The organism is Chryseobacterium sp. BGA-UO-ETr-SB22, assembly GCF_059567885.1.
Window position 1 is genome coordinate 3,285,380 of sequence record NZ_JCAQOV010000005.1, and the last position, 21,243, is coordinate 3,306,622.

Consider the following 21,243-nt stretch of genomic DNA (forward strand, 5'->3'; position numbering starts at 1 on the left):
TTTTCACAAATGATCACTAATTTATTGCTTCGATAAAACAGCACATTTGTCATTCTGACGTAGGAAGAATCTGATTAGTTTAGGAGATTCTTCCTGCGTCAGAATGACAGGCAACACAACTAAATTTTTTAATTTATTATGACAACCCTACTCTACGATGGCAGTTTTGACGGCCTTTTTACCGCGGTATTTGAAGTTTTTGAATACCGTTATAAAGACGTAGATATAGTAAATAGAGAAAGGTTTCATCAGGAAAATATTTTTGCAGAGATCCATGAAGTTATTACGCAAACAGAAAAGTCTGAAAGGGTACTTAATAGATTGGAACAGAATATTGGAAAACAGGGAGTGTATAAGCTTTTAAAAGTTTTTTTATCCGAAGATCCCGGCCTAGAAAACCTCATCTTATCTGCTGTCCGTCAATCTATCAAACATCCGGGAGAAAATATTCTTGAAAACTTTGCAGACAATAATATCCTTCAAATTTCAAAAATCTGCAAATCAGTAGACAGGGAAAGGCATCGAATGACAGCTTTTGTCCGCTTTGAAAAAATGCAGGATGGTATTTTTTTCGCCAAAATAGATCCTGATTTCAACGTTCTTCCTCTGATCAGAAAACATTTTAATGACCGGTATCAGGACCAGAAATGGATGATCTATGATCTGCGGAGAAACTACGGTATTCTTTACGATCTGGAAAACTGTGAATTTTTCTACCCTGATGAAAAGCTGGATTTCAGTCAGTATCAACAGAAGTTCCATGATGAAGAAAACAATTATCAAACCCTTTGGCAGCGATATTTTACTAAAACCAATATTGTAGAGCGAAAGAATATGAAACTTCATATTCAGCATGTCCCGAAAAGATACTGGAAGTATTTGACCGAAAAATGGTAGGTAAAACTCATATTGTGGATAACTTTTTTTTCAGTGAAGAAAAGATGGTAATTCAAGCATCCATTTTTTAATTTTTATTTAAATTATTAATTTACTGTCATATAGAATCCACATTAATTGAAAATTCATATTGTGGATAACTTTTGTCGTTAACATATGGTTAACATTGAAAATATCTCGATGTTATTTTTAATATAAAAATTAAGCAAATAAAGTTACTTCCCAGGAAAAAAGGAATAGGAAAATATGATGTAAAACTATGTAAATCTGCAACCTACATAACCAAAAATTAAATCAACATTTTTATTTTGTGGATAACTCTTATTTTTTGATGGTCCTCAAGGCTTTCTTTACAATATATTGGGTTTCTTTTGTCGGACTTTCACGAAGCCACTCATCACAGGTTTCTACCACAAATTCAGGTTGGGATTTGCTGGCATCATTCAACCAATTGCCGACACTATCCTGCACATATCGGGATGAATCTGAGCGTAGAGGTTCTAAAATTTCCAGTCCTAGTCCGGGATTTTGTTTCAAAGCATTAATATGTTCACACCAAACTCCTCTCGGCCGTGTAGATTCACTGGCAAAACGCCTTACATTTTCATTATCATGCTTCGTCCATTCTGATAAAATAGATAAACTCTCGTCAAGATTTTTTGAAATATCCGAACGGACTGTCATCCAGCAGATCTCCCTCACTCCAAAATGGGAATCAGAAGCAAAAGACTGAATGCTGTTCAATTTTTCTTTAAGTTTCAAATCATTATTTCTTCCTATAGTATAAGCTGCCCAGCAACGCACAAGATCTGCCGGGTGGGTTGCAAACTTCGATAGAAATTCATCATCATTATTTTTTCTGGCTAAATTCAAAAGTCCAACTCCAATAGCTTCGTTAAGAGTATTGACAGTTTGTTTTTTCAATTGATCTACATCTTCTAAGACGGGTTTTAAATAATCAATCCTGTTATTCTGCTGAAGTAAGTTCTCCAACAAGAGCTTTTGATCTACTGCCAGCCATTCTGTAAGATTGGCGGTTTCAATTTCTCCCCGGTTCAGCTGTTCTAAAATATCCGGTGGAATATCTTTGATGGAACGGACCCCTTTTCGTTTTTCTGTCATGCTGTTTTTAATGATTATCTTTACAAAAGTCTGAAACTAAGCAGACATAAGCAATACCGCATATTTTTCACCCATAGGGATAAAAAAGTCAATTTTATGGAAACAAAGGAAAGAGCTGAAGAAAATAAAATTTGTCCGCTGGAAGTCGCAGTCAATACCATCAGTGGAAAATGGAAAATTCCTATCGTTTGGCAGATCAATGAAGGAAAAAAACGTCCCAGTGAATTTCTGCGTGGTATTGCTAAAGTAGACCGAAGGGTTCTGAATCAACAATTATCAGAGATGGTAGATGACGGTATTCTAACGAAACAGTCTTTCAATGAACTTCCTCCAAGGGTAGAATATTCTTTAACAGAACTAGGTGAACAGCTGGTAAAAATTCTTTGGCAGCTGAATGATTGGGGCAAATTACTGATTCCGGAAAGGGAAAAAGCGTAAAGCAGAAGTTAAATATTGCAGATTTTCAGAACCTTATTTGTTGGTACGTGAAAAAAAATGATATTTGTGTTCATTAAAAACGCATGAAAAAAATTATCACGGGAATCATAACTGTTCTTATTCTCACAGGCTGTACGAAAGAAAAATTATCAGATCGTTTATTGGCTGAGCCCGATCATAACGAAAATTTAGCAACAAAAAGTTCTGCAAAGATTCATAAAGATAAAAATACGATCAGGGAAAGATTCTCTCCACCTGAAGGATATGAGTGGATTGAAGAAAAGGCTGATTCTTTTGGATATTTTATTGAAAATTTCAAGCTGAAACCTTATGACAGTCAGATTCTGAAATATGATGGAACTCCTATTTCTACCCAGCATCTTCATGAAGCTATTTTTGATATTGATACAGGAAGTAAAGACCTTCAGCAATGCGCTGATGCAGCAATCCGTATGAGAGCAGAGTATCTTTATAAGGCGAAAAAGTTTGACGAAATCAAATTTCATTTTACCAGTGGTGATCTTCTCAACTGGAATGACTACAAAAACGGAACAAGAGCTTTTGTCAGTGGAAATTCGGTGAGCTTTAGAAAGACTGCTACTTTTGATGATTCTTATCAGAGTTTCAGAAATTATCTGGATCTGATCTTTAATTATGCGGGGACTATTTCATTAAATAAAGAAACAAAACCCGTTGCAAAAAATTCCGATCTGAAAACCGGAGATATCCTAATCACACCGGGAAGTCCGGGACATATTGTTTTTATTTCCGGGGTCTGCCAGAATAAAGAAGGGAAAAGATTGTTTTTATTGAGTGAAGGATTTACACCCGCACAGTCTATTCATGTGCTCTCTAATCCGTTTAATCCCTATTTTACACCATGGTATGACCTGGATATCGATGCTCAGGAAACGAAAACCGCACGATATTTTTTTAAACCTACAAACTTCAGAAGCTTTTAATAATTTATATTCAAAACTATTGGAAAGTTACTACGATAATCTGAACTTGTTTTTGTAAATTTGTGTTCGAAATTTTTTTCTTGATGAAAGAGAGTGCTGTAAAAAAAATTGCAGTTCTTACTTCAGGAGGTGACTCTCCGGGTATGAATGCGGCGTTAAGAGCGGTAGTAAGAACCGCCAATTACTATAATATCGAATGCTACGGGGTGAGAGAAGGCTACAATGGTCTTATCAACAATGATTTCCTGAAAATGGGAGCCCGTTCCGTAAAAAATATAATCAACCAGGGTGGAACAATTCTAAAGTCTGCCAGATCCGCTGAATTCAGAACAAAAGAAGGCCGTCAGAAAGCTTATGATAATTGCATAAAGCTTGGAATAGACGGATTGGTTTGTATTGGTGGAGACGGAACTTTCACCGGTGCGAAAATCTTTAATGAAGAGTTCGGAATCAGAGTAATCGGTATCCCGGGAACGATCGACAACGATATTTTCGGAACTGATAACACCATCGGATATGATACTGCATTGAATACTGCAATGGATGCCATTGACAAAATCCGTGATACGGCAACTTCTCACAACAGAGTTTTCTTTGTGGAGGTGATGGGTCGTGATGCCGGTTTTATTGCATTAAACAGCGGGTTGGCAACAGGGGCTCTGGATATTTTAATTCCTGAGAAAAAAGACAGTATTGATGAGCTTTTCGCGAAATTCAGAGATGCTGAAAAAACAGGAAAGGCATCAAGCATTGTGGTAGTGGCAGAAGGTGAAAAACTTGCCAATGTGTATGAACTTGCCGAAAAAACAAAGCAGACATTCCCTGACTATGACATTCGTGTAGCCATTTTGGGACACATGCAGAGAGGAGGTTCTCCAAGCTGTGCAGACAGGGTTTTGGCAAGCAGATTAGGCTACGGTGCTGTAACTGGATTAATGGAAGGACAATCCAATGTAATGGCCGGAATGCGTTCCAATGATCTGACGTATACGCCGATTGAAGAAGCCATTAAAAAACATAACGAAATCAATGAAGATCTTTTACTGATTTCAAAAATTTTAGCAATCTAATTATTTTTATAATCTAATAAAAACAAACTATTATGTCAACAATTAAAGTAGGTATCAACGGTTTTGGTAGAATTGGACGTCTTGTTTTCAGAGCAATGACTGAAAGAGACAACATTGAAGTTGTAGGAATCAATGACCTTATTAATGCAGAATACATGGCTTACATGTTAAAATATGACTCTGTACACGGTATTTTCCCAGGTGAAGTTTCTGTAGAAGGAAATGATCTTGTAGTAAACGGAAAAAGAATCAGAGTAACTGCTGAAAGAGATCCTAACAACCTAAAGTGGAATGAAATTGGTGCTGACTATATCGTAGAATCTACAGGTCTTTTCTTATCTAAAGATACTGCTCAGGCTCACATCAACGCTGGTGCTAAGAAAGTAATCCTTTCTGCTCCTTCTAAAGATGATACTCCAATGTTCGTAATGGGTGTAAACCACAAGGAACTTACTGACGATATCAAAATTTTATCAAACGCTTCTTGTACTACAAACTGTTTAGCTCCTTTAGCTAAAGTAATCCACGATAACTTCGGAATCGTAGAAGGTTTAATGACAACTGTACATGCTACAACAGCTACTCAGAAAACTGTTGATGGTCCTTCAGTGAAAGACTGGAGAGGTGGTAGAGCTGCTCTAAATAACATTATCCCTTCTTCTACAGGTGCTGCTAAAGCAGTAGGAAAAGTAATCCCTTCTTTGAACGGAAAACTAACAGGTATGTCTTTCAGAGTACCAACTGTTGACGTTTCTGTAGTAGATTTAACAGTGAGAATTGACAAAGCTGCTTCTTATGAAGAAATCTGTTCAGTAATCAAAGCTGCTTCTGAAGGTGAATTGAAAGGTATTCTTGGATATACTGAAGATGCAGTAGTATCTCAGGACTTCATTGGAGATAAGAGAACTTCTATCTTCGACAAAGATGCTGGTATCATGCTTTCTCCAAACTTCGTGAAACTTGTTTCTTGGTATGACAACGAAATGGGTTACTCTAACAAGTTAGTGGATATGCTTGTACACGCTGCTTCTTTGTAATAAGTAATGAGCGATAAGCAATAAGTAATATAAAACCTTCCCGATGGGAAGGTTTTTTTTTATTAATATTAGATACTAGACACTTCATAGAAATCTAGATCAATTACTAAATATTCTCTTAGAGAATTAATTGTGCATAAGTAATGTTAAGTAAGTTATTTTTTATCGTTATTATTTGATTTTGACTCTCCCAAACCCACATTAAATAACTGATAGCCAATACCAAATCCCAACCATAGATTTCCATTATTCCTCCATTGATAATGATTCTGATTATTTATCTGATCACAACCAAAATAGAAACCTGCCTGTACTTTTTTATATTGAAGCATTACTCCTCCAAAGGCGGTAAGTGTTGCCGCATTTATATTTTCATCTAAACCTACTCCATAAGAGTTGTTAGAATTAAGCTCAACACTTCCTAATCCCGCCCCAATTTGCGCATAAAAATTTGTGCCACTCCCCCAAAAATTATGTACTAAAAGAACATTCAAACTAGAATTCAAATTAAATTGAGCTTCGAATGTTTTTTCATCTTGAGGCCTATATTTAAATGGAAGAGTTAAAATTCCAATTGAGAATCTATCTGGAATATTTTCTTTCTTTTTAGTTGCATTCTTCTTTAAATTATCTAAAGATATTTCAAAAGATTTATCATTATAAAGAATACTATTTATTGACTTATCAATTATATGGCTATCCAGAAAATTTTTACGGTTATTTCTTCTTATGATTCTTCTCTTATTAAAAACTTTGAAATTTATAGGTGATACTATAACATTTTTAGATTTTTCGTCAATGCTAAGAATTATATATCTAATCCCAGATTTCAAAACGTTTGTGGAAATACTTTTAAGCTTTTCTGCAATATCCTCATTATTTGAATATGTATATGGAACAAGAACTGCATTTTTACTTAGATTTACACTATTTATAAATGTGATTGTATCTTTTTCTTTTAGTCCTTCTTGTCCAAAAGCCATCCCCACCCATCCGAGCAGAAACAGTAATAAAATTTTTGTTTTCATGGTTATTTATTTTTCAGATTAAAGTTTTTTGAAGTGTCAGTGATTGAATTATCTCCTTAAAGGGAATGTTCAGGAAATTAAGTTTCCATGGTCATTAGTTTTATTTAAAGCTACAATACTTACCTACCACACGAAATACCACAAAAGGGTGATTTTTTAACATAATTTTATTATTTTTAAGAAAACATTAACCAATGGAGAAAAAACACTTGACTCATGCAAAAAAACCGCATCCCCTCACCAAAGTCTGGAATGACTATCCTGAAATTTTACAGAATGATAACAGAATATTGCCTGTTCCAACGATTGAAAACATTATCGGAGAAGTTTTTGCTCCAGGAAAATTCTATTATTATGTCATCAATTTTGCAGGCAGCACCATTATTTGTAATCACGATGAAGATATTTTAGCAATACATGGCCTCAATAAACATCCTGTACATCTGAAAGAAATTATAGACCTCATCCATCCTGATGACATTGAGTTTGTCATGGAAGCAGAAAGAATGTCAATAGAAAAGATAAAAGAAATTGATGGCTTTGATTATCAGCAGGAACTGAAAACCAGCTATTGCTTCAGAATGAGAACTTCAAAAGGTAATTATGAACTTTTCCATCATCAGGCTTTACACACGTACAAAGATGAAAACGGCAGGCTTTTGCAAGCGGTTAATATCCATACGAATATTGAACACATCACGCACCAAAATTCTTATGTTGTATTGGTGTCCGGAATTAACGGACGAGAAGATTTCCACCAGATGCAGTGGATGGAACACCATAAATCTCCTGAATCTACCTTCGTTATTTTTACCAAAAGAGAAGTCGAAATCATTAATTGTATTGCGAAAGGATATCCAACAGGAAAAATATCCAATCTTTTACATATCTCGGAAGAAACCGTACGCACCCACAGAAAAAATATTTTAAGAAAATCCGATTGCAGAAACAGCTCTGAACTCATCAGAAAGACCTTTGAATGGGGATACCTGTAGAAAGCTCATCACAATCCTGACAAATCTCACCAAAGAATTTCAGCATAAAACTTGTACTTTTATAGGTAAAGGAATGAACATGATACAACCACGATTTAAAGACGCTTCTCATTTCAGAGATTTCTGGGAAAGGGGCAACGGAAAACTGCTTATTGAATTTTCCGGTGCAGAAGTGAGTTTTGAAAAATTTGAAAAATTCGCTCCTTTTTTTCATCATGTGGACGAGATTGGTGATGAGGTAGTAAAAGATGTTTATTTTACTAAAAAATTTCATGAGGCATCCAGGGAAATTGAGCAGTACATCAGAAATGGAGTTTCGGAAACAGATTCAGTTCCTGAAAGTGTAAAAAAGCTTTTCACACAAACTCAAAAAGTTCCTGAATGGCTTGATTACAATTTACTCAAAAACGGTGCAGAACTCTGTATGAGAAGCAACCTTGACTCCCTGATTTCGTTGAGGGATTATTGTCTGATCGGCGGTTATGACTATGCCTACCTCAACAAGCCCCTTATCGTTACAGAAGCATTAAAAAAGGGTGCGGTAAAACGTCTTTCGGAAACATTGGATTTCTGGGTAAACGCTACCCGATATAATGCGCTGGAAGTTCACGCAAAAGGGTATGAATTTGCTATCAAAACCCGTCTGATCCATTCTTACGCTAGACTTTCCATCAAAAAACATTATAAAGACTGGGATACCGAAAACTGGGGTGAGCCTATCAATTCATGGGATATGATGGCAACGTACATTGGTTTTAGTCTTGTCTTTCTTCACAGTCTTCAAAAACTGGGAAATAGTTTTTCCATTGAGGAAGAACAGGGAATTTTTCACCTGTGGAAATATGTAGGTTATCTTCTGGGAATTCCGGAACAGCTTCTCCCCGACAATAAAAAACAAGCTACCGAATATTTTTATTTATGGACTTCTGTTCAACCTCCTTCTGATAAAGATTCTGTTCTCCTTGCTCATTCTCTGTTGAATGAATCTCTGGAAAATCCAATTTTAAAATTTGAATTCCAAAGGAAAAATTTAAAATATCTGCATGTCTGCTGTACCTGGTTTCTGCTGGATGATGAAGTTTGCAAAAGACTGCAAATCCCGGAAGTTCCCAACAAAAACCTGTTCCCCAAATCAAAAATACTTTTCAACAAAATATATGACAAACTCGTAAGCCGTGAAGCGAGAATAAAAAGAGGAAATAAGGACCAGATGAAAGTATTGGAAGACTATCTGAATATTACTAAAAACTCCAATTTTCATTAAAAACTTTATTTTTGAAGGAAATGAAAAGCTGGAAGTTATTTAAAATAAAAATTGAGACTTCTCCATTTCATTGAAAAAGAGGCAATATTATATTTATTCTTTTTCCTTTACATTTCCTGTAATAAGCTTTCTGTTTCTTACACTCCAGATCAGATACAATAAAAATAAGATGATCCAGACGCTAATGACAACCCCTATAAAAATGACTGTAATGGAGGGATGAAGATAATTCGGTTTGTAGAACAATCGGTCAAGGGTTTCAAATTTTTCTTTTAACCTATTTCTTTCGTAAGTATTTCGTATTTCATTCAGAGGCTCCTGCTGATGGTCTCTGTAATAAAAGACATCTTTTGTTAGCTGTTCTGGAATTATCTGTGTTTCTATATTGTATTTTTTTAAAAGAACATCCAGCCTCTTCAACGAGTTTAGCAGCGAATCCTGATTATATTTATAAAGCAAATTATATCTTTTAACGGCATTTTCATACTGCTGTTTCCGTTCAGGGATATTATGCAATGAAGAAGACAAGCTTTTATTTTCAAGGAAAATACACATTTTCTCATCATATTGAGGATGTACCTCTATTCCTTGAAATAGAATTTCAGTACTGTCCCCTATCTCTTTTTTAGAAATTAATCTTTTTCCCAGCTTCTCGGCATCAAGCCCCAGAATATCAAGCACTGACTTCGATTTATTGCTTAATTTTTTATAATCAGCTCTCAGTACTCTCAGGGTATCAATACTGTAATACCTGGATTCTGTTGAAAAATAATCCTTATCATTACCTGGCTCATAATATACTGTATCCCTCAGTTCAACTACAGGATAAGGTTTGGGGTATAAAATATTTTTGGGATTAAATAGCTTCTCAGAGCTATAAGACGTATAATTGTATAAAAAAGGCTGTAAGACGTTCAGTAGCGTTTTGTCCTTATTAAGATTCTTTTCAGGCAATTCAGTTCGTAGCTTTGCATTTAATCCAAAACTATAACTGATGAAAAAAGTGAGGGATAAAAAGGATATAAATAACAGTATAATGGTCATTCTCCAAATATTTAACGATTCATTTCTCTTTGGAGAATGATTTCTAAGGAGAAGAAAAACAAAGAAAAACAAGAAAAAGCTGGTTACAAAAAAGTGAGAAATGGAAACATCATCATAAAATTTGAACCTGTAAAATTCTGTATAAATATCAATTTTTTGCAGACCTTCAAACTTTATATAGCCATAGATAAAATAAGCGAGATGTATTACTACTAATACAGCAAAAGATTTAATCAGGAATCGTTTTAATTTTCTGTCCATAGAATAATCTTTAAAAACAATGTTTTAAGATAAGCATTTTTTTATATGAATGGATAAAAAGACATTCGTACTGATCAACATAAAAAATGTTGTAATAGACTAATTTAATAAGCAGGGAAGACTCCATCTCACAGAAATGGCCCATCCAACAGTAGCTTTCACCCTCCTTGTCTTTTTCTTACAATGATCACTTTATCAGCTTAAATATTTTTTTTAACATCATATCCCTTCACACCCCACATCTATCTCGTTATGAATAATATCACTTATAAACTTTTATCATTTTTTAACTCTAAAAACAGTTTTCAGAGATAAATAATATTAGCTTTTGATATTTAAATTATGTATTTTTGAGAAATTATTTTAATAGCGATGAGTAACATTGATGATAAGAAAAAAGCACTCGCTTTAGTGCTTGAAAAATTAGATAAAACATACGGAAAAGGGACGGTAATGACTTTAGGAGATGATACCGTAGACACTACAATAGAAGTAATTCCTTCCGGTTCTTTAGGAGTAGATATTGCCTTAGGAGTAGGTGGATATCCAAAAGGAAGAATCATTGAAATATATGGTCCTGAATCTTCAGGTAAAACAACATTGACCCTTCACGCTATTGCTGAAGCTCAAAAAGCAGGTGGTATTGCTGCATTCATTGATGCTGAGCACGCTTTCGACAGAACTTATGCTGCAAAATTAGGAATAGATTTGGAGAACCTTATCATTTCTCAGCCGGACAATGGGGAACAGGCATTAGAAATTGCCGATAACCTTATCCGCTCAGGAGCTATTGATATCGTTGTGATTGACTCTGTTGCTGCACTTACACCCAAAGCGGAGATTGAAGGTGAAATGGGAGATTCAAAAATGGGTCTTCATGCAAGATTGATGTCTCAGGCATTAAGAAAGCTTACAGCTACTATTTCCAGAACGAAATGTACAGTGATTTTCATCAACCAGTTAAGAGAAAAAATCGGGGTAATGTTCGGGAATCCTGAGACTACTACCGGAGGTAATGCTCTTAAATTCTATGCTTCTGTAAGAATTGATATCAGAAAAGCCAGCGCACCTATCAAACAAGGTGATGAAGCTATTGGTAGCCGTGTGAAAGTGAAGATTGTGAAAAACAAAGTAGCACCTCCTTTCAAGCAGGCAGAATTCGATATCATGTATGGTGAAGGAGTTTCTAAAGTAGGAGAAATTCTTGATACAGCAGTAGACATGGGAATTGTAAAGAAAAGCGGTTCTTGGTTCAGCTACGAAGAGACTAAACTTGGTCAGGGACGTGATGCTGTAAAAGATGTTTTAAAAGATAATCCTGATCTTTCTGAGGAATTGGAAAACAAGATCAAGGAAGAAATGAAAAACAAATAATTTTTCAGAAAAATATAGAAAAGGCAGTCTTAGGATTGCCTTTTTTTGTTTTTTACATGCAGATATTTTTTAACGCAAAGGTTTCATCTGTAAGTTGTAATATTTTTAAGAGAGCAAAGGGCAGAATCAATTTCATTGATTCGTACTAAGCAAACGCCTCATTTACCACAAAGCTCCTTCAGCGACAAATTCGCTTCTATTGGCTTCTTGAAATAAAGCATTTATTCTTTGCGTTTAAATAAATGAAGGATCAGAAAATAAAAAAGAGGTCATTCCGTGGAACAACCTCTTTAGTTTTTATATTCTTTAAAACTATTCAGCCATCTTACCTTGCAGCTGAAGGGCTCCGGTAACTTTCATTCCTTTTGTTGGAGTTTCAAATCTCATGTTCTCCTTATTAACAAAAGCATCGATGGTGAAGAAATCTTCATTCTCTTCGTTTGTGATCAGTTTCAGTTTCAGGATATATCCTTTCACGCTTCCATCTTCAAGCAATTCCGTTTCCTTACAATCTACAATCTGAGCAATGAAATCAAAACATGCATAGTTAGGAAGATCCTGGCTTGGCGCATAGGTTGTAAAGTCTTCACTCATTTTAGTACCATCTGGTAAATCTGTGTTGGTATGAACATCAAGAATTAGAACAATTCCACTAAGATTTACTTTCAGATGAGGCTGTGTTAAATATTTGTTTCTGTTTTCCGCATAATCTGTCGCAAAGAACCAAACTCCGAAAGTATCTCTGGCAGGGCCAGCCACAATCGCTTGTAAGTTCAACGCATTTTCCCATTCTCTGATTGATCTTGTTTCAAAATCTAAAACATAATCGGTTTTCACCTCCGGAATGATGGTACTCAATTCATCTGTAACAATGGTTTTAAACCTTACATCTTCAAATTCTGTTTTGCTTTTATCTTCATCAGACGGCTCTGCAACCGTAGACTGCATTAAAACAGTGGTAAGATATTGACCGTAATCTTTAGTCTGGAAATTTTCATGACCAAAAATCCCGCTCCATGTATTCACAAGATTATGAACATTCGATTTTCTTATGATGATTCCTGCTTCGTTGGTAGTTTCAGGCGCTGCAATTCCTTCTGTATTCGGGAAATAATCTTTACCATCCACCAACTGATGATTCATGATCTCATTATTTTCTTCGTGAGAAAACTCTGCAAAACCTTTATAGGTCACATTCTGGTTTTCGAAAACATAAGGAAGTCCCGTTTTTGCCTTACCAGCTCCTTCAAAATGGTAAGAAAGTGAAATTGCTTTAAACTCTTCTTCTTTGGTTGCCGGATTATGATTATCGTTATTATCAAACTGAGAATGATACAAAATCATATAAGATTTGATCTTACCTTCCTGAAGTTCGTTTTCAAGCTTTTCTTCCATTTGCGCAATCGCCTGTTGTGGAGCAAGTGCATAAGCATCTTCTGTCACCATATAAGCAAAACCTTCTACCTCACCATTTTCTTTTTCAAAAGCAGAAATAGGAGTATATTCACCTCTCAGCTGAAGTGCTATAGAATACACTATATAATCATTATAAATTCTGATTTTTTCGTACTCACCATTTACCTTTGGCTCTTCTATTTGTGGTGAAGAGATTTCCGGCATTGTTTCCACAACCTCTTCTACTACTTCCTCCACTATCATTTCCTCAGGCATTTCCATTTCCTGAACCTGAGTACTTACATTTTCCTGACTGTTATTTTTCTTCTTAAAAAAATCAAAGATTCCCATACTGTTATTTATAATTGGCGGTAAATATAATAAAAAGCGATCAACAGATCCATCATAAAAAAATGCCATTGTGTCAGTTTAAGCTTCGTCATATTTTTCAAAGGGTATTTTAAACAGAATCGGCAGAGCCAAAGGCTCCGCCGATTCTTTTAATTAGGCTTATCATCTGTTAACTCAAAGCCCCAATCTTTCCCTTTTTGAGTGGCTGGAATACCTTTTGTCATCCAGACCGGAGCTTTAGCACCCTTGAGATAATAATCAAAAAACTGTTGTTCACGGATTTGGATATCTTTTCTGTTCTGGCGCTTTACCAGATTGTGATCATCACCATTATAATTCAGAAGCCACACTGGTTTTCCGAGACGGCGCAATGCGGTAAACATTTCAATTCCCTGATACCAAGGCACTGCTCCATCTTTATCATTACTCATAATCACCACAGGAGTTTTTACTTTATCAATGGTAAAAAGCGGTGAATTCTTAATATAAAGATCCGGCGCCTCCCATAGATTTTTTCCTAATCTGCTTTGTGATTTTTCATACTGGAATTGTCTGTTCATCCCAGAAGTCCATCGGATTCCTCCATATGCAGACGTCATGTTGACAACAGGAGCACCACTCCACGCAGCTGCATACATATTGGTATGAGCAATAAGATAGGCTACCTGATAACCACCCCAGCTTTGTCCCTGAATTCCGATTTTAGCATCATCTACCCATGAATTTTGCTTTAACTTTTCAACTCCGGAATTAATATATTCCATTGCAGATTCTCCGGGAAAACCATCTGTGTACGAAATATCAGGAGTAAAAACCAGATATCCGTTGCTCACAAAATAAGAAATATTTAATCTTGAAGGTGTTGGAGCTGGTGCTACATAACGGTTCAGATTATCCGAAAGCTTTTCATAGAAATAGACGATCATTGGATATTTTTTATTAGGATCAAAATCTTCGGGCTTGTATAAAACTCCTGTAGAGGTATTTCCTTTCGGCGTTGTCCAGTTTACCAATTCGTCTGTACCCCAATTATAATGGCTTTGCTGCGGATTGGTATCACTCAGCTTTTGTTGTTTTGAGAAATCTGATGCTGCAAAAATATTGGGAGAATCAGTGTATGATTCCTTTACCATAATATATTCTTCTGCATTTTTCGCTTTTTGAAGACTTCTATACCCCCATACATTTTCCATCTGGATTTTTACCGGATCAGAATTCGACTGAATAGATGTTTTAAAAATACCATTCGCTTTGGATGTATTATCAAACGCTGATAAATAAATGGCTGATTTTCGGTCTAAACTTTTAATATCTTTATCTAAATCGTAGGTATCAAACGTTATTTTATTTTTACGTCCAAATCCATTAGTAATATTTCTTGGCTTTTTTGACCCGTTCAGGAAAAATTCCCAAAGATCGAAACGGTCTTTGATAATCACAGACTCATCATTATCTGTCCAGGATGCAATTCCATAAGAACTTGGAAAATCAGGCATATCAAACTCCTCATCCACAAAAGAGACCGGCAATCCGTTACTCAATGGAAGTGTTTGCTTTGTTTTAATATTATAGCTTTGCCAATTTCCTTTTTCTCTGTCAAAAATCACAACGAACTTCCCAAGTGGAGAAACAGAAACCGAACCGTTAAGGTTTCTAATAATTTCTGTTCTTTCTCCTGTTTTATTATCAATCAGGAAATACGTTTTCTTTGTTGCCCCTTCCCACTGTGAAGAAACACGGTTATTCATACTTGTAATACCAAGTGCAAATTCAGCATTTCCTTCGTTGACCAATCGTAAAGTATCCAGATCTTCGCCGTCAATATTTCTAAAGAAATCCGGTTTTTCCGTCTGCATTACGGCAGCATAAGATTTTTTCAGGTCATTTTTCAATTCTTTTAGCTGTACTGTTTGCAGATAATCATCTTTATAATTCCAAACATCTACAACCGCATGGTCATTCGCGATCATCGCTGTGTCTTTTGCAATAGGTTTCGGAGCAACACCAAAATACAGCTGCTTCCCATTTTTACTGAATAAGGGTAAACGGTTTTCAGAAATTACCCAGTTCTTTTTCATCTGCCCATTTTCATTGGTAACAGTTTCCTTTTTATTTCCTTTAAAATTAAAGTAATACAACTGATACAATTTCACCAAATCATTTTGTGCAGAAGAAGTTCCCACATATGCCAACTGATTTCCTTCTTCATCAAAAGACAATTGTGAAAAATCGCCTTCCATTTCTGAAATCATAGTTACAGTTCCTTTCTGCAGATCTACAACCTGTACGGTTTGAAGCGCATATTTCTTTGGCTTTGATTTATCTGTATCTTTTTTGTCCGCAGATTTTTCATCTTTTGAATCCTTTCCTTCTTTTTTATCTTTCTTTTCGTCCGGTTTTTTAGTGACAAAAACAAGCTGCTTTCCATTTTTACTGAACTCATAACGGACTACATTATCATACTCCGTAGTTTTTCCATCCAAAAGATTTTGTACAACCAGCTGCAAAGGCTTTACATTTTTATCTTCATCTTTATTTTCGTCTCCATCTTCTTTATCAGAAGCATCATCTGAAGATTTATCTTTTGTGTTTTCCAGGAGATAAGCAACATAAGAACCTGCTTTTTCAGGAATTTTAAATGATTTCACATTTGGAATTTTCTCCGTTTTATCATTTAAAAAATCAACAATTGCAAGGCTGTCTTTTGTTAATTTATTTTTTTTAAGCTTTTTATCTTTTACCGCTTTTATATCTTTATACTGTGGACGGATTTGAAAGACAGCAAACCTGGAATCATTCGTAAAATCTACTTTTGTTCCTCTTGCAAATTTTTTTGACGTTTTATTTTTAACGGAATATAAAGAGAGGTTAGGATTTCCTTCCTGAGCATCCACAGAATAAGCAATCCATTTTCCGTCATTGGAGATTTTTCTTACTCCAATATTTTGCCAACTGTCATAGACAGAATGGTCTAAAGGTTTTTTCTGTCCATACACCCAGCAGGTCATAATGAGCAGAATAAAAACTGTACATTTCAACTTCATCTTTAAAAAATTTTTAATAATTAAAAATAAGATATTTCTTTGACAAATTCATAGCATAAGACTGTTTCACATTGAAAAAATGCCATTCTGTCACTTTCTTCTGCATGGTATTTTTTTTGAGAAGTATGTTGAACAATTAAAATATAAAATATGATGACTAAAGGAAATATTAATGTATCTGTGGAAAACATTTTTCCGCTTATTAAAAAATTTCTTTACAGTGACCACGAAATATTCTTAAGAGAATTAATCTCCAATGCCACTGATGCTACTTTAAAATTAAAACATTTAACAAGCATCGGAGAAGCAAAAGTGGAATACGGAAACCCAAAACTCGAAGTTAAAATTGATAAAGACCAGAAAACGTTACGTATCATAGACCAGGGTATTGGGATGACAAGTGAAGAGGTTGAAAAATACATCAACCAGGTTGCTTTTTCAGGCGCTGAAGAGTTTTTGGAGAAATATAAAGATTCTGCGAAAGATTCAGGGATTATCGGACATTTTGGTCTTGGATTCTACTCTGCATTTATGGTAGCTGAAAAGGTAGAAATTCTTACAAAGTCTTACAAAGATGAGCCGGCAGTACGTTGGATCTGCGACGGAAGCCCGGAGTTTACGCTTGAAGAAACTACTGACAAAACTGATAGAGGAACGGAGATCATCCTTCATATTGCTGAAGATTCTGTAGAATTTTTGGAAGAAGGAAAAATCCGTGAGCTGTTATTAAAGTATAACAAATTCATGCCTGTTCCAATCAAATTCGGAACAAAAACACATACACTTCCATTACCGGAAGATGCTCCTGAAGATGCTGTAGCTGAAACGGAAGAGGTAGACAATATCATCAATAATCCGGTTCCAGCATGGACGATTGCTCCAAGCGAACTGACCAACGAAGATTATATGAAGTTCTACCACGAGTTGTATCCAATGCAGTTTGAGGAACCTTTATTCAATATTCACCTTAATGTTGATTATCCATTCAACCTTACCGGAGTTCTGTTCTTCCCGAAACTGAGCAATAATTTGAATATTGATAAGGATAAAATTCAATTATATCAAAACCAGGTATTCGTAACGGATGAAGTAAAAGGAATCGTTCCGGACTTCCTGATGCTTCTGAGAGGAGTCATTGATTCTCCGGATATCCCATTGAACGTTTCCCGTTCTTATCTTCAGGCAGACGGTGCGGTAAAGAAGATCTCATCTTACATCACGAAAAAAGTTGCCGACAAAATGGCTTCTTTGATCAATGAAAACCGTGAAGATTATGAGCAAAAATGGAATGACATTAAGATCGTAATTGAGTACGGAATCATTACAGAAGAGAAATTTGCTGAAAAAGCAGACAAATTCACACTGTATCCTACAACAGATGGAAAATATTTCCTTTGGGATGAATTGATTGAAAAAATCAAACCTATACAAACGGATAAAGACAACAAACTGGTTGTACTATATGCTACCAATGCTGATGAACAGCACAGCTACATCCAATCTGCAAAGGATAAAGGATATGAAGTTCTGTTACTAGATTCTCCTATCACTCCACACGTTATCCAGAAGTTGGAAACGTCAAAAGAAAATATTTCTTTTGCAAGAGTAGATGCGGATCACGTGAACAACCTGATTAAAAAAGATGAGCCAACCATCTCAAAACTGAATGACACTGACAAAGAATCTTTAAAAAAGAACGTGGAAGAAGCTATCCAGGATACTAAGTTCACCGTTCAGCTTGAAGATCTGGACAGCAATGATGCTCCGTTTACCATTACCCAGCCAGAATTTATGAGAAGAATGAAGGAAATGCAGGCTACAGGCGGTGGCGGTATGTTCGGAATGGGAGGTTTCCCGGAGATGTACAATCTTGTGGTAAACTCCAACAGTGAACTTTCTAATCAGATTTTAAAGACTGAAAATACGGAAGAGAAAGAAAGTTTGATCAAATATGCTTTGGATCTTGCCAAACTTTCACAAAACTTACTGAAAGGAAAAGACCTGACAGATTTTATACAGAGAAGCTATAAGCAACTTGAAAAATAATATACACAAGACTGTTTCATTTTGAAGCAGTCTTTTTTTTGTTTGAGAAGAATGTTAGAAAAACGCAAAGGCGCAATTTTTTGATTTTATTCGTCTTTAAGGCGCAAAGATTTATCTGCGATAAAATTTTTTATTCCTAATCCTATAAGAATTAATTCTTGCTGAAAATCTTTGATTTTCTTGCGCCCCAAAATCTTCATAACGCATGAAACTCTTTGCGCCTTTGCTTTTTTCCAACAAAGCAAACTAAAAATCATTAACAGTCACTCCAAATAAGATTCATATTATAAAGCTTTTCTTTATTTTCTATTCATTTTCACGGCTTTCCTCTATATTTTTTCTGTTTTCTATTGTATAGATTATGCTTTTTCGCCATTTTTGTATAAAATGTCGGTCATGCAAAAAGAAAAATTACGCGTCATCAGAAAGCAAAAAGGCTATACTCAGCAGCAGGTAGCTGACTTTATCGCAACAGATGTATCTAATTACAGTAGAAAGGAAAGCGGTGATGTAAAGATTGTAAGAGATGAGTGGGACAAACTTGCCCGTTTTCTGGATGTACCAATTGAGGATATTTATGAAGAAGAGGAAGCTACAATAGTTGTTAATAATGACCATCCTGTATTTAATGATAGATCTGCAGGAGTTATCAGTAACCAAAATAATTATGATAATATCCCTGGGGACATCATTAAAAACCTTCAAAACTATATTGCTCTATTAAAAGAGGAGAACGAAAAGCTGAAAGAAGAACTAAAAGGTCTCCCGAGAGGAAGAAAATAATACAGTTTAAACACTTAAAAATATTGATGTCATTCATATTAAGCTATGGAGTGACATTTTTTTATCCTATTATTTTTGACGCAAAGTACTTAATGATTCGAATGTTTTATTTCAGGAGGCGAAGAGTTGCGACTCTGTCGCTGATGAAGCTTTGGGGTTATACGTTCGCTTAAAAAAATCAATGAAATTGATTCCCTTCTTTGCTTCCTTAAAAATAGTACAGCATAAAAATAAAACCTTTGCGTTAAAAAGAATTCAAATACATTTAATCTATAATTCAGCCAACGGATCCCAGAACAGTTTTTTGAAATTTTTTATTCTAAAATTTTCCACAGTGATCCCCTCCGCTTCCAGCTTAGGTTGAAATTCAGGAACAGATAATACTCCTGAACTGGAAATAACACGGTGAGCAGGAACATCTTTCGGACATCCTCCCATCGCTTTTCCTACATGACGAGAATGATTGGGATAACCAACTGCTTTTGCTATGGCCCCATAAGTGGATACTCTCCCTTTAGGAATAAGTCTTGCCACTTCGTATACCTGTTGTTTGAAAATTTCGTCCATATTCCTTTATTATTTTTAGCTGGCGATCTTTTTTGCATCATTTTTGAAGTCTCTTAGGCTCAATGATGTTTCATTAAAAGATAAAGATATGAAAAAATCATTTTTCAGGCTGTTGAATGCAGTCAATAAAAAAGTTCTTCCGAAGCTGAGTAAAAAGGATCCTAATCAGTTGACAAAAGTGGAAAAAGGTATTCTGGCGTATCGCTATTTTGTACTGGTGAATTCTTTGGATTGATTTTTTTCTTTTCCACGGATTACACAGATTTTCACAAATACTTATGTATGTTTTTTGGAGAACGCAAAGGCGCAAAATTATTTTAATACTATGTGTTGTAAGGCGCAAGGATTTTATCTTCGATAAAATTTTATATCGTTATTAAGGGAAATAGCTAAGCTATTTTATGTAGCTGTGTGCTTTATTTTTCTTCAAAGATGAAACTTAATTATTCTTATTTTCTCCATTTTTCTTAATGGTTTAAATAGTTTGAGTTTTTAAAACAAATCTATTTCTAAATGCTAAAATGAAAAAGCGCTCCAAATAAATTGAAGCGCTGTATGGTAATCTCTGATGAGAATTTTGTTCTTAGTTTTCTAAGATGTAAGAGAACATCAATGGTGCACAGATTGTTGCATCACTTTCAACGATAAATTTCGGTGTAGTGATATCAAGTTTACCCCAAGTGATTTTCTCATTTGGAACTGCTCCTGAATATGAACCATAAGATGTTGTAGAGTCAGAAATCTGACAGAAATAAGACCAGAAAGGAATGTCATGCATTTCCATATCCTGATACAACATTGGCACTACACAGATAGGGAAATCTCCTGCGATACCTCCACCAATCTGGAAGAACCCAACTCCTTTTCCTGCTGAGTTTTTAGTATACCAGTCAGCAAGGTAAGTCATATATTCGATTCCTGATTTCATTGTAGTCGCTGTAAGCTCTCCTTTGATACAGTAAGAAGCGAAGATGTTACCCATTGTAGAATCTTCCCATCCCGGAACTACAATTGGCAGGTTTGCTTCTGCTGCAGCGATCATCCAAGAGTTTTCTCTAGGAATTTCATAGTACTGCTCCAAAACTCCAGAAAGGATCATTTTGTACATGAATTCGTGTGGGAAATATCTTTCTCCTTTAGCTTCAGCATCTTTCCAGATCTCTACGATATGTTTCTGTAATCTTCTGAAAGCTTCTTCTTCAGGAATACATGTGTCTGTAACTCTATTTAAACCTCTTTCTAAAAGATCCCACTCATCCTGAGCTGTCAGATCTCTATAATGAGGAACTCTTTCATAGTGAGAGTGAGCCACAAGGTTCATTAAATCTTCTTCAAGGTTAGCCCCTGTACAAGAGATAAAATCTACTTTCCCCTGACGGATCATTTCTGCAAGAATTTTACCCAATTCAGCAGTAGACATTGCTCCAGCTAAAGTGATCATCATTTTCCCGCCATCTTTAAGATGTGCAACATATCCTTTAGAAGCATCCACCAATGCAGCTGCGTTGAAGTGCAGGTAATACTTTTCTATGAATTCAGTTATCGGTTTGCTCATTTTTTAAATT

Annotated in this window: 18 protein-coding genes; 11 read left to right on the forward strand and 7 right to left on the reverse strand. The window is 35.4% G+C overall.

The genetic code is table 11. From position 1 onward, the window contains the following. Positions 1 to 138: 138 nt before the first annotated feature. A complete protein-coding gene (locus tag AC57AW_RS22260; RefSeq protein ID WP_496353621.1) occupies positions 139 to 897 on the forward strand; it encodes a TIGR03915 family putative DNA repair protein in 759 nt (252 codons plus the stop codon). A gap of 321 nt (positions 898 to 1,218) precedes the next feature. Here the strand turns inward: AC57AW_RS22260 and AC57AW_RS22265 are convergent, their stop codons facing one another. Beyond that, positions 1,219 to 2,019, reverse strand: coding sequence for a DNA alkylation repair protein (locus AC57AW_RS22265; protein WP_496353622.1), 801 nt, complete (start codon positions 2,017 to 2,019; stop codon positions 1,219 to 1,221). Between the two features lie 96 nt (positions 2,020 to 2,115). Here AC57AW_RS22265 and AC57AW_RS22270 point away from each other — a divergent pair, with 96 nt between their 5' ends. The 4 genes from AC57AW_RS22270 to gap all read left to right on the forward strand — a co-directional run bounded on the left by AC57AW_RS22270 (position 2,116) and on the right by gap (position 5,526). Further along, the gene (locus tag AC57AW_RS22270) at positions 2,116 to 2,457 is read left to right on the forward strand and encodes a winged helix-turn-helix transcriptional regulator (protein WP_496353623.1); all 342 of its coding nucleotides are present in this window, start codon (positions 2,116 to 2,118) and stop codon (positions 2,455 to 2,457) included. Between the two features lie 83 nt (positions 2,458 to 2,540). Further along, positions 2,541 to 3,419, forward strand: coding sequence for a DUF4846 domain-containing protein (locus tag AC57AW_RS22275; protein WP_496353624.1), 879 nt, complete (start codon positions 2,541 to 2,543; stop codon positions 3,417 to 3,419). An 83-nt stretch (positions 3,420 to 3,502) separates the two neighbouring features. Beyond that, positions 3,503 to 4,489: a 6-phosphofructokinase gene (pfkA, locus tag AC57AW_RS22280; RefSeq protein ID WP_318846537.1), complete on the forward strand. Its 987-nt coding sequence runs from the start codon at positions 3,503 to 3,505 to the stop codon at positions 4,487 to 4,489. Between the two features lie 32 nt (positions 4,490 to 4,521). Beyond that, positions 4,522 to 5,526, forward strand: a complete 1,005-nt coding sequence (gene gap, locus AC57AW_RS22285) for a type I glyceraldehyde-3-phosphate dehydrogenase (protein WP_496353625.1) — start codon at positions 4,522 to 4,524, stop codon at positions 5,524 to 5,526. Between the two features lie 155 nt (positions 5,527 to 5,681). Here the strand turns inward: gap and AC57AW_RS22290 are convergent, their stop codons facing one another. Further along, positions 5,682 to 6,554, reverse strand: coding sequence for a hypothetical protein (locus AC57AW_RS22290; protein ID WP_496353626.1), 873 nt, complete (start codon positions 6,552 to 6,554; stop codon positions 5,682 to 5,684). 194 nt (positions 6,555 to 6,748) lie between these two features. Here AC57AW_RS22290 and AC57AW_RS22295 point away from each other — a divergent pair, with 194 nt between their 5' ends. Together AC57AW_RS22295 and AC57AW_RS22300 are read left to right on the forward strand one after the other, a co-directional pair. Further along, positions 6,749 to 7,549, forward strand: a complete 801-nt coding sequence (locus tag AC57AW_RS22295; RefSeq protein WP_496353627.1) for a response regulator transcription factor — start codon at positions 6,749 to 6,751, stop codon at positions 7,547 to 7,549. Between the two features lie 79 nt (positions 7,550 to 7,628). Continuing rightward, positions 7,629 to 8,813 (forward strand): oxygenase MpaB family protein, encoded by a 1,185-nt coding sequence (locus AC57AW_RS22300; RefSeq protein WP_496353628.1) that lies wholly within the window; start codon positions 7,629 to 7,631, stop codon positions 8,811 to 8,813. A 93-nt stretch (positions 8,814 to 8,906) separates the two neighbouring features. Here AC57AW_RS22300 and AC57AW_RS22305 read toward each other — a convergent pair whose 3' ends face one another. Next, the gene (locus tag AC57AW_RS22305) at positions 8,907 to 10,118 is read right to left on the reverse strand and encodes a hypothetical protein (protein ID WP_496353629.1); all 1,212 of its coding nucleotides are present in this window, start codon (positions 10,116 to 10,118) and stop codon (positions 8,907 to 8,909) included. A gap of 372 nt (positions 10,119 to 10,490) precedes the next feature. Between AC57AW_RS22305 and recA the strand changes: the two genes are divergently transcribed. Then, a complete protein-coding gene (gene recA / locus AC57AW_RS22310; protein WP_318846533.1) occupies positions 10,491 to 11,492 on the forward strand; it encodes a recombinase RecA in 1,002 nt (333 codons plus the stop codon). Between the two features lie 312 nt (positions 11,493 to 11,804). Here the strand turns inward: recA and AC57AW_RS22315 are convergent, their stop codons facing one another. Together AC57AW_RS22315 and AC57AW_RS22320 are read right to left on the reverse strand one after the other, a co-directional pair. Then, complete coding sequence (locus AC57AW_RS22315) at positions 11,805 to 13,238, reverse strand: hypothetical protein (protein ID WP_496353630.1); 1,434 nt, start codon at positions 13,236 to 13,238, stop codon at positions 11,805 to 11,807. A gap of 149 nt (positions 13,239 to 13,387) precedes the next feature. Continuing rightward, the gene (locus AC57AW_RS22320) at positions 13,388 to 16,282 is read right to left on the reverse strand and encodes an alpha/beta hydrolase family protein (RefSeq protein ID WP_496353631.1); all 2,895 of its coding nucleotides are present in this window, start codon (positions 16,280 to 16,282) and stop codon (positions 13,388 to 13,390) included. Between the two features lie 153 nt (positions 16,283 to 16,435). Here AC57AW_RS22320 and htpG point away from each other — a divergent pair, with 153 nt between their 5' ends. Together htpG and AC57AW_RS22330 are read left to right on the forward strand one after the other, a co-directional pair. Beyond that, entirely contained in the window at positions 16,436 to 18,328 is a 1,893-nt protein-coding gene (gene htpG / locus AC57AW_RS22325) for a molecular chaperone HtpG (protein ID WP_496353900.1), read from the forward strand. A 396-nt stretch (positions 18,329 to 18,724) separates the two neighbouring features. After that, positions 18,725 to 19,111, forward strand: a complete 387-nt coding sequence (locus tag AC57AW_RS22330) for a helix-turn-helix transcriptional regulator (protein WP_496353632.1) — start codon at positions 18,725 to 18,727, stop codon at positions 19,109 to 19,111. A 270-nt stretch (positions 19,112 to 19,381) separates the two neighbouring features. Here AC57AW_RS22330 and AC57AW_RS22335 read toward each other — a convergent pair whose 3' ends face one another. Then, complete coding sequence (locus AC57AW_RS22335) at positions 19,382 to 19,678, reverse strand: MGMT family protein (RefSeq protein ID WP_496353633.1); 297 nt, start codon at positions 19,676 to 19,678, stop codon at positions 19,382 to 19,384. 88 nt (positions 19,679 to 19,766) lie between these two features. Between AC57AW_RS22335 and AC57AW_RS22340 the strand changes: the two genes are divergently transcribed. Next, entirely contained in the window at positions 19,767 to 19,913 is a 147-nt protein-coding gene (locus AC57AW_RS22340) for a hypothetical protein (protein WP_167498843.1), read from the forward strand. Between the two features lie 348 nt (positions 19,914 to 20,261). Here the strand turns inward: AC57AW_RS22340 and AC57AW_RS22345 are convergent, their stop codons facing one another. Continuing rightward, positions 20,262 to 21,233, reverse strand: coding sequence for a deoxyhypusine synthase family protein (locus AC57AW_RS22345; protein ID WP_236853006.1), 972 nt, complete (start codon positions 21,231 to 21,233; stop codon positions 20,262 to 20,264). Positions 21,234 to 21,243 lie beyond the last annotated feature (10 nt).

Coding starts and splice junctions, on each gene's coding strand:
- pfkA (WP_318846537.1), top strand. CDS start 3,503: ATGAAAGAGAGTGCTGTAAAAAAAATTGCAGTTCTTACTTCAGGAGGT.
- AC57AW_RS22320 (WP_496353631.1), bottom strand. CDS start 16,282: ATGAAGTTGAAATGTACAGTTTTTATTCTGCTCATTATGACCTGCTGG.
- AC57AW_RS22305 (WP_496353629.1), bottom strand. CDS start 10,118: ATGGACAGAAAATTAAAACGATTCCTGATTAAATCTTTTGCTGTATTA.
- AC57AW_RS22300 (WP_496353628.1), top strand. CDS start 7,629: ATGATACAACCACGATTTAAAGACGCTTCTCATTTCAGAGATTTCTGG.
- AC57AW_RS22275 (WP_496353624.1), top strand. CDS start 2,541: ATGAAAAAAATTATCACGGGAATCATAACTGTTCTTATTCTCACAGGC.
- gap (WP_496353625.1), top strand. CDS start 4,522: ATGTCAACAATTAAAGTAGGTATCAACGGTTTTGGTAGAATTGGACGT.
- AC57AW_RS22315 (WP_496353630.1), bottom strand. CDS start 13,238: ATGGGAATCTTTGATTTTTTTAAGAAGAAAAATAACAGTCAGGAAAAT.
- AC57AW_RS22290 (WP_496353626.1), bottom strand. CDS start 6,554: ATGAAAACAAAAATTTTATTACTGTTTCTGCTCGGATGGGTGGGGATG.
- AC57AW_RS22260 (WP_496353621.1), top strand. CDS start 139: ATGACAACCCTACTCTACGATGGCAGTTTTGACGGCCTTTTTACCGCG.
- AC57AW_RS22345 (WP_236853006.1), bottom strand. CDS start 21,233: ATGAGCAAACCGATAACTGAATTCATAGAAAAGTATTACCTGCACTTC.
- AC57AW_RS22335 (WP_496353633.1), bottom strand. CDS start 19,678: ATGGACGAAATTTTCAAACAACAGGTATACGAAGTGGCAAGACTTATT.
- recA (WP_318846533.1), top strand. CDS start 10,491: ATGAGTAACATTGATGATAAGAAAAAAGCACTCGCTTTAGTGCTTGAA.
- AC57AW_RS22265 (WP_496353622.1), bottom strand. CDS start 2,019: ATGACAGAAAAACGAAAAGGGGTCCGTTCCATCAAAGATATTCCACCG.
- AC57AW_RS22340 (WP_167498843.1), top strand. CDS start 19,767: ATGAAAAAATCATTTTTCAGGCTGTTGAATGCAGTCAATAAAAAAGTT.
- htpG (WP_496353900.1), top strand. CDS start 16,436: ATGACTAAAGGAAATATTAATGTATCTGTGGAAAACATTTTTCCGCTT.
- AC57AW_RS22330 (WP_496353632.1), top strand. CDS start 18,725: ATGCAAAAAGAAAAATTACGCGTCATCAGAAAGCAAAAAGGCTATACT.
- AC57AW_RS22270 (WP_496353623.1), top strand. CDS start 2,116: ATGGAAACAAAGGAAAGAGCTGAAGAAAATAAAATTTGTCCGCTGGAA.
- AC57AW_RS22295 (WP_496353627.1), top strand. CDS start 6,749: ATGGAGAAAAAACACTTGACTCATGCAAAAAAACCGCATCCCCTCACC.